Here is a 13,701-nt window from a genome sequence, read left to right as displayed (position 1 = left end):
AAGGTCCTAGACGAACGACAGCGCATCGCGGCCGAGGGGCGGTACGAGCCCCTCGGCCGCGGCGCGTGTCAGCAGCCCGCGTACCGCGGCATAGCCGTCTTCACCCAGGTCCGACGTGAACTCATTGACGTAGAGCCCGATGTGCTGGTCGGCCACGGCCGGGTCCATCTCCTGCGCGTGCTCCAGTACGTAGGGCCGGGAGGCAACCGGGTCGTCCCAGGCCATCCGTACGGATGTGCGCGCCGATGCGGCCAGCAGCCGCAGCGTCTCCTCGCCCAGCGAGCGCTTGGCGATGATCGCGCCGAGCGGGATCGGGAGCCCGGTGGTGGTCTCCCAGTGCTCGCCCATGTCGGCAAGGCAGTGCAGTCCGTAGTTCTGATAGGTGAAACGGGCCTCGTGGATGACGAGCCCGGCGTCGACCTTGCCGTCCCGTACCGCGGGCATGATCTCGTGGAACGGCATCACGACGACCTCGCCGACGCCGCCCGGGACCATGTCCGCGGCCCACAGCCGGAACAGCAGATACGCGGTCGAGCGCTCGCTCGGCACGGCGACGGTCTTCCCGGTGAGGTCCACCCCAGGCTCGCGGGTCAGCACGAGCGGTCCGCAGCCGCGGCCCAGCGCGCCGCCGCACGGCAGCAGCGTGTACTCGTCGAGGACCCACGGCAGCACGGCGTACGACACCTTGAGGACGTCGAACTCGCCGCGCTCGGCCATGCCGTTGGTGATGTCGATGTCCGCGAACGTCACATCGATGGCGGGCGCGCCCGGGACCCGGCCGTGTGCCCAGGCGTCGAAGACGAAGGTGTCGTTCGGGCACGGCGAGTACGCGATCTGCAGGGTCACGGCGACTCCTCGAAGAGAGGGCTGAGCAGTTGGAAGGCGTACCGCAGCGAGTCCAGCGCCTGCCCGATGCGCCAGGCTTCGCGGTCGCGCGGGCCGACGGTGTTGGAGATCGCGCGGATCTCGAGGACGTGCACGCCGTGCGCGGCGGCGGCCTCGGCGACTCCGAAACCCTCCATGGCCTCGGCGGCGGCCCGGGGATGACGTCCGCTCAGCTCGGCGGCGCGTTCCGCGGTGCCGGTCACGGTGGAGACGGTGAGCACGGGCGCGTACAGGGCCTGGGCGGTCTTGGCGACGCGGGCGGCGAGGTCGGCGGGCGGGAGGTGCACCGACCGTCCGAAGCCGAGTTCGTCGACGGTGAGATAGCCGTCGGGAGTCTGGGCGCCGAGGTCGGCGGCGACGATCGCGTCGGCGACGACGACGGAGCCGACGGGAGCGTTGGGCTGGAAACCGCCGCCGATGCCGGCGGAGACGACGAGGTCGTACGGCGCTGTGGTCAGGGCCGTTGCCGTCGCGGCCGCCGCGGCTGCCGGGCCGACGCCGGCGGCGAGCACGTCCACGAGTGTGTCGCTCTCGAGCGCCGGCGGGAGCGTGCGGGCGAACCGCGTCAGCGTGTATCCGCCAGGCAGGGCCAGGGAACCCGGGCCTGGACCCGGGCCCGGACCCGGGCCCGCGAAGGCTCGCAGGCCCGCGGCGACGGAGTCGGCCTCCGCCGCCACCGCGGTCACGACGAGTACGCGCACGACACGGCCTCCTGGGTCAGGGGCAGGGCCAGGGCAAGGGCCAGGGTCAGGAAGACTTCTCGAGTACGAAGTGCCAGATGCCGACCAGCTTCTTGCCATCGGTCTCGACGATGCTGACCTGGGCCTTGCTGGTGACCTCACCGGTCTGGGACTGGAAGAAGGCGTTGCCGGGGATGGACCGGTACGTGTTGTGGTACGGCTCCTGCTCGGCCTGCTGGCCGCCGATGAAGAGGGTCCAGCCGTTGTCGGCGACCTCCGGGTCGACGCCGAAGCGGACCTTGTCGTCCGCGCCGACCTTGATGGTCTTGCCGGTCTTCTTGTTCAGGCAGCCCTGGATGAGGGACTCCTTGATGGCCTTGCCATCGTCGTAGCAGGTCGCCTCGGAGCTGACGGACTTCGTCCCGACCGTCACGGTCGCGAGCGGCGTCGGCTTGTCACAGGCGGAAAGTACGAGGAGCCCGGCAGAGACGGCACCCACGGCAGCAGCGGCCCGGCGGCGCTTGCCGGAGAAGTACGCAACGGTCATGCCGAAAGGCTATAGGTCGCGATGCCCCCCACCGCGCCCGGGTCACCACGCGCGCGCCGCGCCGGACCGGGCGCGCCCGGTCCGGACGTCACGCCACCCGTGCGCGCGGGCCGCTGCCTCTGCGCGCCGCGGTCAGCAGGCCGCGGACCGAGAAGAGCGCGCCCGCCCCCACGATGCCCGCCGCCACCGACATTCCGAGCGACCCGTTCAGCGGCAGCGCGATGCCGATCGCGCCGCCCGCCACCCACGACATCTGGAGCAGCGTCTCCGAGCGGGCGAAGGCGGACGTACGGACCTGTTCCGGGACGTCGCGCTGGATCAGCGCGTCCAGGGACAGTTTCGCCAGCGCCGCGCACAGGCCGGCCGTCGCGCACAACACCGCCACCATCCCGGCGCCGAAGAACAGCGCCGCCGTGATCGCCGCACCCAGCACAAGCCCCTCCACCGCCGCGATGATCAGCTCCGGGCCGCGAGCCTTCAGCCACGCGCCGACCGTCGTGCCGAGCGCGTTGCCCACACCGGCCGCCACGCCCACTATCGCCAGCGACACCGCCGCGCTCTGCCCGGCCAGCGGATGCTGCCGCAACAGAAACGCGAGGAAGAAGATCAGGAACCCGGACAGTGCACGGAAGGCCGCGTTCGCCTGGAGCCCGTGGAGTACGGAGGGCCCGACCGTACGCAGCGACGGCTTCGTCTCGCCGTGCGTCAGCATGTGCGCCTTGCGCTCGCCCTTCGCCGAGTCAACCTTGTGCGGCATCGTGAACGCCCAGTACGTGCCCAGCAGGAACAGCGCGCAGGCCCCGTACAGCGGCCACTGCGGCCCGATCCGCTGCAGCCCGATCCCGATCGGCGCCGCCACGCCGGTGGCCACCAGGCCCGCCAGGGTCACTCTGGAGTTCGCCTTCACCAGCGAGAACTTCGGCGGCAGCAGCCGCGGCACCACCGCGCTGCGGACCACTCCGTACGCCTTCGACGCGACCAGTACGCCCAGCGCCGCCGGATACAGCTCGAGCCCGCCCGTCGCCACCGCGCCCGACATGGTCACCGCGAGCAGTGCCCGGGTGAGCATCGCGCCGGCCATCGCCGCGCGGCGGCCGTGCGGGATGCGGTCCAGCAGCGGGCCGATGACCGGGGCCAGCAGGGTGAAGGGCAGCATCGTGACCGCGAGATACAGCGCCACCCGGCCGCGTGCCTCGTCTGTCGGGACGGAGAAGAACACCGTCGACGCCAGGGCGACGGTGATCATGACGTCGCCCGCGCCGTTCACGGCGTGCAGCTCGATCAGTTTGCCCAGGCCCGACTCGCCCGCGCCGTGCGCGTGCGTCGCCCGGCGGATGCCGCGCGCCGTGCCCGTGAACGGCAGGTGCAGGGCACGGCCCACCGCCCGGCCTGCTCTTCTGAGCGAACCGGCTTGCTCGGACGACCTCACGGCTGCCACCTCGCCATAGTGCCCCAAGGGGTGCCGCGACGAACCGTAAGCTCCGTTGTTCGCCCCTTGTTGGGGCGGGCAGGTGGGCGGCGGGCTGCGGAGGGGGTAGCGTGCGTAGCGCGCCACCGGCGGTTGTTCTCGGCCGCGCGCCTCTTCGGCATCCCGCAGAATGGATGACGGTAGGTGTGCCCGGGACGGTGGTCTGGGCGCGGACGTCGATGCGGCCCCTTGGTCCGCTCCGCCTGCGGCCCGTACCTCACGAATCGGTCGGCGCACCCGTGATACGGCGTAGGAGAGAAGCGAGACCTGTGAGTGCTGCGACGCGAAGCCGTACCCCCGACCGTCTGTGCGCCGAGGCGGTAGACCTAGCCCGGGCGGCGGCCGAAGAGGCCGCGGCCCCGGGTGTGGTCGGCGAACATGTGTCCCTCGTCTCGGAGGGAGACCGTGTCGTCACGCATTTCTTCGAGTGCAAGGAGATCGGCTACCGAGGCTGGCGCTGGGCCGTCACGGTCGCCCGCGCCTCCCGCGCGAAGGTCGTGACCCTCGACGAGACGGTCCTCCTGCCGGGCCCCGACGCGCTGCTCGCGCCGGAGTGGGTGCCGTGGAGCGAGCGGCTGCGGCCGGGCGACATGGGCCCGGGGGACCTGCTGCCCACCGAGGCGGAGGACCTGCGCCTGGAGCCGGGCTACACAGGCGAGGACGCGCCACCGCCGAACTCCGTACTCGGCGAGCCGTCGCACGACCTCGTCGAACGGGTCGAGGCGGAAGACGCGGAGCTCACCGAGCGCCGCACTGCGGACGCGTCCTCGGGCAACACGCGCGGCACGATCGCCGCGGTCGCCGAAGAGCTCGGCATGCGCCGGGCGCGGGTGCTGTCCCGGTACGGCCTGCATGTCGCCGCGGACCGCTGGGAGGAGTCCTTCGGCGCGAAGACCCCGATGGCACAGGCGGCACCGGCGTCCTGCCAGACGTGCGGCTTCCTGGTGCCGATCGGGGGCTCGCTGCGGCAGGCCTTCGGAGTCTGCGCGAACGAGTTCTCGCCGGCGGACGGCCATGTGGTCTCGCTGTCGTACGGGTGCGGTGGCCACTCGGAGGCGGCGGTGATGCCGAAGCCGCCGACGCCGCCGCCACCGGTCTTCGACTCACTGGGCGCGGACGCGTTCCCCCTCCGCCCGGCCCGCGACGGCGGCTCGGTCTCCCCGGACCCGGACGACCCGTCGGAGGACCTGGGCCACTCGTAGCCGGCCCCGGGCCCGGGGTTTCTTCTCCCACCCGCCCGCCCTTGTTGCGGGGGTACGGGGTACCCCCGACCCCGGCGCGCGGCAGCTCCGCGCCGCGAGTAGGGCGGGCTGCGCCCGCATGGGCGGGGCGGTGGTGGAACGTGAGGGTCGGGCCGGTGTGCGCCCACGCCTCGCTTGCCCGACGGCTTCGCGCCGCTGCCCCTGCAGGCCGCGCACGCACCGGCAGGCCGGTGATCGGGTGGACGGAACGTGCGGGTCGGGCTGGCGGACGGCCCATCCCCGCCTGCGCAGCACCTTCGCGCCGCGAGCCCGGCGGGCGGCCCAGGCCCCGCGTGCGCCGTCCGGCGGCTTGGCACCGCTGGGGGCTGCGGCCGCGCCCGCATCGGCAGGGGCCGGTGATCGGACGGGCGGAACCTGCAGGGCCGGTGATCGGGTGGGTGGGTGGGACGAGGTGGGTGTGCGCAGCGCGCCCCGCACCCGCACCCGTACCCCCACCCCCAGCAAATTCCGCCAGTCCCGCCCACAAGCACAGGGCCCGCGGGCCCACCACCCCCCGTACGCGGTACCTTCGGCCGCACAGGTGCAACGGGCATCAGGACTTACACGAGCGGAGTCACAGCGTGAGCGTCAGGACGACCGAGTGGGCCGACCCGTTCGGGACGGCGCGGCTGCGGCGCGGGGTGCTTGACGCGTGGGGGGCCAGTCCCGCCCGCTTTCGGGAGGATGCCAACGCCGAGGAGGACCTCGTACTCGGCGGCTACCGCGACCGCCTCGTCGTCGAGCTCGCCCAGAACGCCGCCGACGCCGCCGCCCGCGCCCGTGTCCCCGGCCGGCTGCGGCTCACCCTCCGGGAGAACACGCTCGCCGCCGCCAACACCGGCGCCCCGCTCGACGCGATCGGCGTCGAGTCCCTCAGCACCTTGCGCGCGTCGGCCAAGCGTGAGGACCACGAAGGCGCCGTCGGCCGGTTCGGCGTCGGCTTCGCGGCCGTGCTCGCGGTGAGCGACGAGCCCGCCGTCGTCGGACGGCACGGCGGTGTCCGCTGGTCCCTGGCGGAGGCCAGGGAGATGACCGGGGAAACGGCCAAGAACAACCCGGGCCTCGGCGACGAGCTGCGCCGCCGCGACGGTCACGTACCGCTGCTGCGCCTCCCGCTGCCCGCCGAGGGCACCGCCCCCGAGGGCTATGACACCGTGGTCGTCCTGCCGCTCCGGGACGGCGCCGCCGTCGATCTGGTGGAGCGGCTGCTCGCCGGGGTGGACGACGCGCTGCTCCTCACCCTCACCGGTCTCTCCGAGATCGTGATCGAAACCCCGGACGGCGTACGGGAGTTGCGGCGCTCCGCCCAGGGCCCGTACGTCAGCGTCACCGACAGCACGCACGGCGACCGCCGCTGGCGCGTCGTCAGCCACAGCGGCGGCATCGAGCCCGCGCTGCTCGCGGACCGGCCGATCGAGGAGCGGCTGCGGCCTTGGTGGACCGTCACCTGGGCCGTGCCCGTGGACGACGCCGGCGCGCCGGCCAGGCCGCGTACCGCACCCGTCGTGCACGCGCCGACGCCCACCGACGAACCTCTCGGCGTGCCCGCGCTGCTGATCGCCTCCCTGCCGCTGGACACGACCCGCCGCCACCCCGCGCCCGGCCCGCTCACCGACTTCGTGGTGCGCAAGGCGGCGGACGCGTACGCCGAACTGCTCGGCGCGTGGCAGCCGGTGAGCGTCGGCACCATCGACCTCGTCCCGGGTGCCCTCGGCAAGGGCGAGCTGGACGGCGTGCTGCGGGCGGAGATCCTGCGGCTGCTGCCTGGTACCGCGTTCCTGGAGGCGGCCGCGCCGCGCGAGCTGCCGAGCGAGGACACCGGCCTGCCGGACCGCGAGGTTCCCGCCGGACTGCGGCCGATCGAGGCGGAGGTCCTGGAGGGTGCGGGCGCGGAGACGGTGCAGGTGCTGGCCGAGGTGATGCCGAACCTGCTGCCCGCGGGTCTGGAGCGCCGGGTCGAGCTGCGGACGCTGGGTGTCGCGCGTGTGCCGCTGACCGAGGCGATCGACCGGCTCGCGGGTCTGGAGCGCGAGCCCGGCTGGTGGCGCCGGTTGTACGACAGCCTCGCCGGTGTCGACCCGGACCGGCTGTCCGGTCTTCCCGTGCCCCTGTCGGACGGGCGGACGACGATCGGCCCGCGGCAGACGCTGCTGCCGCTCGCCGAGACCCCGCCGCAGCTGGCCCGTCTCGGCCTGAAGGTCGTCCATCCAGACGCCGCGCATCCGCTGCTGGAGAAGCTTGGCGCGCTGCCCGCGACACCGCGCGCGGTGCTGACGACGCCGCAGGTGCGGGCGGCGGTCGCGGGCTCGCTCGACGTGGGCGAGATCTGGGACGAGGACGCGCTCGACGCGGACGAGATCGTGGACACGGTCCTCGCGCTGGTGCAGGACGCGGGTCTGGAGCCCGGCGACGAGCCGTGGCTGGGCGCGCTGGCGCTGCCGGACGAGGACGGCGAGCTGGCACCCGCGGGTGAACTCGTTCTGCCCGGCAGTCCGTTCGCCTCCGTGATGAGCGAGGACGAACTGGCCCTGTGCGATGCCCGGCTCGCCGAACGCTGGGGCGAGCAGCCGCTCGCCGCGTGCGGAGTGCTGGCGAACTTCACGCTCGTACGCGCCACGGACGTGGTCCTCGACCCCGATGAACTGGAGCCCCGTGAGGGCGACTTCGCCGAGCCCGACGACGCGGGACTGCTCGACGCGGTCGACGTGTGGTGCGAGGACGTGCTGGACCGGCTGCCGGACACGCCGGTGCCGCCGGTCGCCACGGAGCTCATCGGCGTACGGGACCTGGACCTGGTGGACGACGGCTGCTGGCCGCAGGCGCTGGCGCTGCTGGCCCAGCCGCCGCTGCGGGACGCGCTGACCCAGTCCGTACGGGTCCTCCTGCCGGACGGCACGACGGAGACGGTCCGTTCGTACACCGCCTGGTGGCTGCGGGACCATCCGGTGCTGGACGGGCGGCGTCCGGCGGGACTGCGCTCGGCGACCGGGGACCCGCTGCTTTCCGGGCTGTACGACCCGGTGGATGCCTCCGGCTTCGACGACGCGCAGATCCTGCGCGCGCTCGGCGTCCGCACCTCCGTCCCGGCGCTTCTCGACGAGCCGGGCGGCGCGGCGGAACTCCTGGGCCGCCTGGCGGACCCGTCGCGTCCGGTGCGGGCTGCCCAACTGCACGCCCTGTACACGGCGCTGGCCGAACTCGATCCGGAGCAGGTGACGCTCCCGGACGACCTCCGCGCGGTCGTCGACGGTTCGGTGCAGGTCGTCGATGCCTCGGACGCGGTCGTCGCCGACGCACCCGATCTCCTCCCTCTGGCCGCCGGCCTCGCGCTGCTCCCGGTGACCCCGTCGCGCGCCGCCGAACTGGCGGAGCTCTTCCAGGTCCGCCGCCTGAGCGAGACGGTCACGGCGGAGGTGACGACGACGGGCGAGGAGCACGAGGTCCCCGAGTCGGTCCATGTCCTCCTGGGCCCGGGCACTCCGTCCTCGTACGTCGAACACGAGGAACTCGTGGCGGGCGGCACCGAACTCGACTGGCGCCGCACCCCGGACGGCGTGATCCACGCGTCCACGGTCGAGGGCGTCGCGGCGGGCCTGGCGTGGGCGTCAGGCCAGTGGCCGCGGCGCTTCGAGGTGGCGGCGCTGCTTGAGGACCCGTCCCGCACGGAGGAGCTGGCCAGGGACCGCTGGTTCGACTGACGGCCCGGTCCACGTGGGTCAGTGGCCGCCCTTGGGCTCCATACAGCCGCCCTCCATGTAGTGGCCGTGGGCCTCTACATCCGGGGTTGTGCTCAGGAGCCCCGTGATGCACGGGCCGGACTCCGGGACGCTGAAGGTGAAGCCGAGCGCGCCGGTCGCCGGGTAGACCTCGACGTCCGTGCTCGGGTAGCCGAGCCGGGCCAGCGCGGCGAGCAGGGCGGGCTCGTCGTGTACGCCTTCGAGCGCCGGTGCGATGCGCTTCGCGTGAGCCTGCCCGCGGCAAGCGGCGTCGGCCGTCATCGGACGCTGCTGCTTGAACGCGTGGTTCTCGGCGAACTTCGCCGCTTCCGGGTCCGTCGGCGGCGGCTCCGAGACAGTCGGTGACACGCTCGGCAGTACGTCCGAGCAGATGGCCGCCACGTCCTTGAACATCCGGTCGTGCTTCGCCTTCGCGGCCTTCCGCTCGGCCTCGTAGGAGGCAGACGCAGACGCAGACGCAGACGCAGACGCAGACGCAGACGCCGCGGTATCGGCGGCCCGCTCCTCACCGCAGCCCGTCGTCGTCAGGAGGACAAGCACGGAGGCGGCCGCAGCCGCTATGAGTCGCTTCACGCGGGGGATTATCCAACCCCCGCTCCCGCTTTACGCCGGAACCCGTCTGTCCACCCACCGCCACGCGACCTCCAGCAGCGCCGAGCCCGCCGCCGCAATCGCCACCGCCGTCCACGGCATCGTCGTGCCCACCAGCTTCAGCGCGAAGAACTCCTGTAGCCACGGCACCACCAGCACGATCAGGAAGCCCAGCCCCATCGTCGCCACCAGGCACACCCGCCACCATGTGTAGGGGCGGGCGATGATCGCGAGGACCCACATGGAGACCAGGAACAACGTGAGCGTTGCCGCGCTCGTCTCGGCGTCGAGGGAGCCCGGGCCGCTGTAGTAGGAGCGGGCCAGTACATACGTCACGAAGGTCGCCGCCGCCGCGATGACACCGGCCGGGATGGCGTACCGCATCACTCTGCGGACGAAGTGCGGCTGCGCGCGCTCCTTGTTGGGGGCCAGCGCCAGGAAGAACGCCGGCACGCCGATCGTCAGCGTCGACAGCAGCGTCAAGTGCCGTGGCAGGAAGGGATATTCGACCTGGAAGCAGACCACCAGGATGGCGAGCAGTACCGAGTAGACGGTCTTGGTGAGGAACAGGGTCGCCACGCGGGTGATGTTGCCGATCACCCGGCGGCCCTCCGCCACCACCGACGGCAGCGTCGCGAAGCTGTTGTTGAGCAGCACTATCTGAGCGACCGCCCGCGTCGCCTCGGAGCCCGAGCCCATCGCGACGCCGATGTCCGCGTCCTTCAGGGCGAGGACATCGTTCACGCCGTCGCCCGTCATCGCCACCGTGTGCCCGCGGGACTGGAGCGCGCCGACCATGTCCCGCTTCTGCTGCGGTGTGACGCGGCCGAAGACCGAGTTGGCGTCCAGCTCGCTCGCCATCTCGGACTGTTCCGCGGGCAGTTGGCGGGCGTCGATCGTGTTCTGGGCGCCAGGCAGACCGAGCTTTCCGGCCACCGCGCTCACCGACACCGCGTTGTCGCCGGAGATGACCTTCGCGGCGACGCTCTGGTCGGCGAAGTACCGGAGCGTGTCGGACGCGTCGGGCCGCAGCCGCTGTTCGAGGACGACCAGCGCGGCCGGCTTCGCGCCGGCGGCCACCGACGGCGCGTCCAGTTCCCCTTGCGCACGGGCGAGCAGCAGCACCCGCAGGCCCTGTTCGTTGAGCTGGTCGATCTCGACGAGCGCGGGGTCGTTCGACGGCAGCAGCACATCGGGCGCGCCGAGCAGCCAGGTCGAGCTCTCGCCGTTGCCCTCGCTGAAGCTGGCCCCGCTGTACTTGCGCGCCGACGAGAACGGCAGCGACTCCGTGCACCGCCAGTCATCGCTGTCCGGATACGCGTCGATGATCGCCTTCAGCGAGGCGTTCGGCCGGGGGTCCGATTCACCGAGCGCGCCCAGCACCTTCCGTACGTAGTCCTCGTCCGAACCGCCCAGCGGCCGCAGCTCGGTGACGTCCATGCCGCCTTCGGTCAGCGTGCCCGTCTTGTCGAGGCAGACCACGTCCACCCGGGCGAGGCCCTCGATCGCGGGCAGCTCCTGCACCAGGCACTGCTTGCGGCCGAGCCGGATCACGCCGATCGCGAAGGCGACCGAGGTCAGCAGAACCAGGCCCTCGGGGATCATCGGCACGATGCCGCCGACGGTCCGCGCGACCGAGTCCTTGAAGTTGTTGTCCTTCACCACCAGCTGGCTGATGATGAGCCCGATCGCGGTCGGGACCATCATCCAGGTCACGTACTTGAGGATCGTCGAGATGCCGGAGCGCAGCTCCGAGTGGACGAGCGTGAAGCGCGACGCCTCCTCGGCGAGCTGCGCCGCATACGCCTCGCGTCCCACCTTCGTCGCCGTGAACGCCCCGCCGCCCGCGACCACGAAGCTGCCCGACATCACCTGGTCGCCGCGCCGCTTGAGGACCGGGTCGGCCTCACCGGTGAGCAGCGACTCGTCGATCTCCAGGCTCTCGGCCTCGGCCACGACGCCGTCGACCACGACCTTGTCGCCCGGGCCGAGTTCGACGAGGTCGCCGAGGACGATCTCGGAGGTGGAGATCCCGGCGGCGGTGCCGTCGCGCCGTACGGTCGGTTTGGCCTCGCCGATGACCGCGAGCCCGTCCAGCGTCTTCTTGGCGCGCAGTTCCTGGATGATGCCGATGCCGGTGTTGGCGATGATGACAAAGCCGAAGAGGCTGTCCTGGATCGGCGCGACAAAGAACATGATCACCCAGAGCACGCCGATGATGGCGTTGAAGCGGGTGAAGACGTTTCCGCGGACGATGTCGACGGTGGAGCGCGAGGAGCGGACGGGTACGTCGTTGACCTCGCCGCGCGCTATCCGCTCGGCGACCTCGGCGGCGGTCAGCCCGGATGCCCGTGGTGCGAGGGCCGATTGGGGTGGCTTCATCGGATGGACGGGGTCCAGTTCGGCGCCCGCGTCGATGGTGGGTCCGCCCTGCTCGGGGCCGTCCGTGTCGATCCTCGCCCGCTGCGTCATGGTTTCGACGGTACGGGGGGAGGCGCGGCTTCACCCGCCGAGTAGGCCGAGGATCAGACCGGGGGATGAGGCGAATCGTCCGCTGGCACTACGGACCGTCCGTCGTCCCTGAGGCCTTTCCCGACTCCGTGGCTTCCGAGGCGTCCGCGGCCTCTGCCTCCGCCGCCGCGCGCTTGAGCGCGGCGTCCCGGCCGCGTACGTACCAGATGCCGATCAGCCCGAGACCGCCGCCGGCCAGACAGGTCCACACCCACCACATCAGGTCGCGGTCGTCGAACCAGTTGTAGAAGGGGATCTGGACGAGGAAGAGGACGAACCAGATGATCGTGCCGCCGGTGATGGTGGCGACGACCGGCCCCTCAAGGGGTTCGGGTGCCTCGTGCCTGGGGGTCCACTTCGCCATGCGCACAGTGTAGGTGGCGGCGTCCCGGTGGCTTCGGGCGCCGGGTCGCCGCAGTCGCCACACGGGTCTATGCGCGGAGATGGCGATCTCACCCTCATGTGTTCATACTGAAACGGTTTGCCATTGGCCTGAATTATTCGTGCAAACATCCAAGTGTTCATCTCCGTACGACTGAGGTTCCGCATGCCCCCCACGGCCCCCGTCTCGGTCGACTCCCAGCCGCCGGTCCCCGGTCACCAGGGATCCAGCCCTCTGGACCGGTTCTTCAAGATCTCGCAGCGCGGCTCCACCGTCGCCCGCGAGGTCCGCGGCGGATTCGCCACCTTCTTTGCGATGGCCTACATCATCGTGCTGAACCCGATCATCCTCGGCAGCGCGAAGGACATGTACGGCCACCAGCTCGACAACGGCCAGCTGGTCACCGCCACCGTGCTCACCGCCGCCTTCTCCACGCTGCTCATGGGTGTGATCGGAAATGTCCCGATCGCGCTCGCGGCCGGGCTCGGCGTGAACACCGTCGTCGCGCTCCAGCTCGCGCCGCGCATGTCGTGGGCGGACGCGATGGGCATGGTCGTACTCGCCGGATTCGTCGTGATGCTGCTGGTCGCCACCGGACTGCGCGAGCGTGTGATGAACGCGGTGCCGCGCAGTCTGCGCAAGGGCATCGCGATCGGCATCGGCCTCTTCATCATGCTGATCGGCCTGGTCGACTCCGGTTTCGTCTCCCGCGTCCCGGACATCGCCAAGACCACCGTCCCGCTGCAGCTCGGCCTCAACGGCCATCTGGACGGCTGGCCGGTTCTCGTCTTCGCCCTCGGTGTGCTGCTCACGCTCGCGCTGATCATCCGCAAGGTGCCGGGCGCGATCCTGATCTCCATCGTCGTGATGACGATCGTCGCGATGATCATCGACGCCGTGGCGACCGTCCCGAGCTGGGGACTGACCACGCCCGAGTGGCCAGGCAACCCGGTCGCCTCACCGGACTTCGGCCTGATCGGCCAGGTCAGCCTATTCGGCGGCTTCGGGAAGGTGGGCTATCTGACGGGTGTGCTGTTCGTCTTCACCGTGCTGCTGTCCTGCTTCTTCGACGCGATGGGCACGATTCTCGGCGTCGGCGACGAGGCCAAGCTGATGGACAAGGACGGCCGATTCCCCGGCATCAACAAGGTGCTGTTCATCGACGGCATCGCGGTCGCCGCGGGCGGCGCCACCTCGGCGTCCGCCAACACCTGCTTCGTGGAGTCCACGGCGGGCGTCGGCGAGGGCGCCCGTACCGGACTCGCGTCCATCGTCACCGGTGGGCTGTTCACGGTCGCGCTGTTCCTCACACCGCTGGCCACGATGGTTCCGTCCCAGGCGGCGACGCCCGCGCTGCTGGCGGTCGGCTTCCTGATCCTGGCCGGTTCGGTCCGGGACATCGACTGGAACGACTACACCGTCGCCGTCCCGGCGTTCCTGGCGATGGTGATGATGCCGTTCACGTACTCGATCACCAACGGCATCGGCATCGGCTTCATCGCGTTCAGCGTGCTGCGGCTGGCGGCTGGGCGGGGCCGCGAGGTCCCCGTCGCGATGTACGTGGTCTCCGCGGTGTTCGTCTTCTACTACGCGATGCCGGCGCTCGGCCTCACGTAAAGCGGCTTGAGGCGGCTTGAGGTGGCTTGAAGCAGCCTGACG

At 71.6% G+C, this 13,701-nt stretch carries 10 protein-coding genes; 3 read left to right on the top strand and 7 right to left on the bottom strand.

Annotated features, from left to right (window positions below):
* Positions 1-6: 6 nt before the first annotated feature.
* The 4 genes from ACH4YL_RS31490 to ACH4YL_RS31475 form a co-directional block, all read right to left on the bottom strand.
* Positions 7-846 (bottom strand): 1,4-dihydroxy-6-naphthoate synthase, encoded by an 840-nt coding sequence (locus tag ACH4YL_RS31490; protein WP_398510882.1) that lies wholly within the window; start codon positions 844-846, stop codon positions 7-9.
* Positions 843-1,586 carry a futalosine hydrolase gene (locus ACH4YL_RS31485; protein ID WP_398510881.1) on the bottom strand — a complete coding sequence of 248 codons (744 nt, stop codon included), beginning with the start codon at positions 1,584-1,586 and terminating at the stop codon, positions 843-845. Before ACH4YL_RS31485 ends, ACH4YL_RS31490 begins: the two co-directional genes overlap by 4 nt.
* A 46-nt stretch (positions 1,587-1,632) precedes the next feature.
* Positions 1,633-2,112, bottom strand: a complete 480-nt coding sequence (locus tag ACH4YL_RS31480; protein ID WP_398510880.1) for a DUF2771 domain-containing protein — start codon at positions 2,110-2,112, stop codon at positions 1,633-1,635.
* 88 nt (positions 2,113-2,200) lie between these two features.
* Positions 2,201-3,550: an MFS transporter gene (locus ACH4YL_RS31475; protein ID WP_398510879.1), complete on the bottom strand. Its 1,350-nt coding sequence runs from the start codon at positions 3,548-3,550 to the stop codon at positions 2,201-2,203.
* 299 nt (positions 3,551-3,849) lie between these two features.
* Between ACH4YL_RS31475 and ACH4YL_RS31470 the strand changes: the two genes are divergently transcribed.
* Both ACH4YL_RS31470 and ACH4YL_RS31465 read left to right on the top strand, forming a co-directional pair.
* Entirely contained in the window at positions 3,850-4,782 is a 933-nt protein-coding gene (locus ACH4YL_RS31470; protein WP_398510878.1) for a DUF3027 domain-containing protein, read from the top strand.
* Positions 4,783-5,402: 620 nt separating this feature from the next.
* Positions 5,403-8,519: a sacsin N-terminal ATP-binding-like domain-containing protein gene (locus ACH4YL_RS31465; protein ID WP_398510877.1), complete on the top strand. Its 3,117-nt coding sequence runs from the start codon at positions 5,403-5,405 to the stop codon at positions 8,517-8,519.
* 18 nt (positions 8,520-8,537) lie between these two features.
* Here the strand turns inward: ACH4YL_RS31465 and ACH4YL_RS31460 are convergent, their stop codons facing one another.
* The 3 genes from ACH4YL_RS31460 to ACH4YL_RS31450 all read right to left on the bottom strand — a co-directional run bounded on the left by ACH4YL_RS31460 (position 8,538) and on the right by ACH4YL_RS31450 (position 12,024).
* Entirely contained in the window at positions 8,538-9,131 is a 594-nt protein-coding gene (locus ACH4YL_RS31460; RefSeq protein WP_398510876.1) for a hypothetical protein, read from the bottom strand.
* A gap of 30 nt (positions 9,132-9,161) precedes the next feature.
* A complete protein-coding gene (locus tag ACH4YL_RS31455) occupies positions 9,162-11,621 on the bottom strand; it encodes an HAD-IC family P-type ATPase (RefSeq protein WP_398510875.1) in 2,460 nt (819 codons plus the stop codon).
* Between the two features lie 88 nt (positions 11,622-11,709).
* Complete coding sequence (locus ACH4YL_RS31450) at positions 11,710-12,024, bottom strand: DUF2530 domain-containing protein (RefSeq protein WP_398510874.1); 315 nt, start codon at positions 12,022-12,024, stop codon at positions 11,710-11,712.
* A 183-nt stretch (positions 12,025-12,207) separates the two neighbouring features.
* Between ACH4YL_RS31450 and ACH4YL_RS31445 the strand changes: the two genes are divergently transcribed.
* Positions 12,208-13,659, top strand: a complete 1,452-nt coding sequence (locus tag ACH4YL_RS31445) for an NCS2 family permease (RefSeq protein WP_398510873.1) — start codon at positions 12,208-12,210, stop codon at positions 13,657-13,659.
* Positions 13,660-13,701 lie beyond the last annotated feature (42 nt).

Origin of the sequence: Streptomyces sp. NPDC020681 (assembly GCF_044334895.1) — a bacterium.
In the GTDB taxonomy this organism is placed as follows: Bacteria; Actinomycetota; Actinomycetes; order Streptomycetales; family Streptomycetaceae; genus Streptomyces.
The sequence above is the reverse complement of the archived record's forward strand: the minus strand, read 5'-3'. Positions and strand labels throughout refer to the sequence as shown.

Coding starts and splice junctions, on each gene's coding strand:
- ACH4YL_RS31480 (WP_398510880.1), bottom strand. CDS start 2,112: ATGACCGTTGCGTACTTCTCCGGCAAGCGCCGCCGGGCCGCTGCTGCC.
- ACH4YL_RS31455 (WP_398510875.1), bottom strand. CDS start 11,621: ATGACGCAGCGGGCGAGGATCGACACGGACGGCCCCGAGCAGGGCGGA.
- ACH4YL_RS31450 (WP_398510874.1), bottom strand. CDS start 12,024: ATGGCGAAGTGGACCCCCAGGCACGAGGCACCCGAACCCCTTGAGGGG.
- ACH4YL_RS31445 (WP_398510873.1), top strand. CDS start 12,208: ATGCCCCCCACGGCCCCCGTCTCGGTCGACTCCCAGCCGCCGGTCCCC.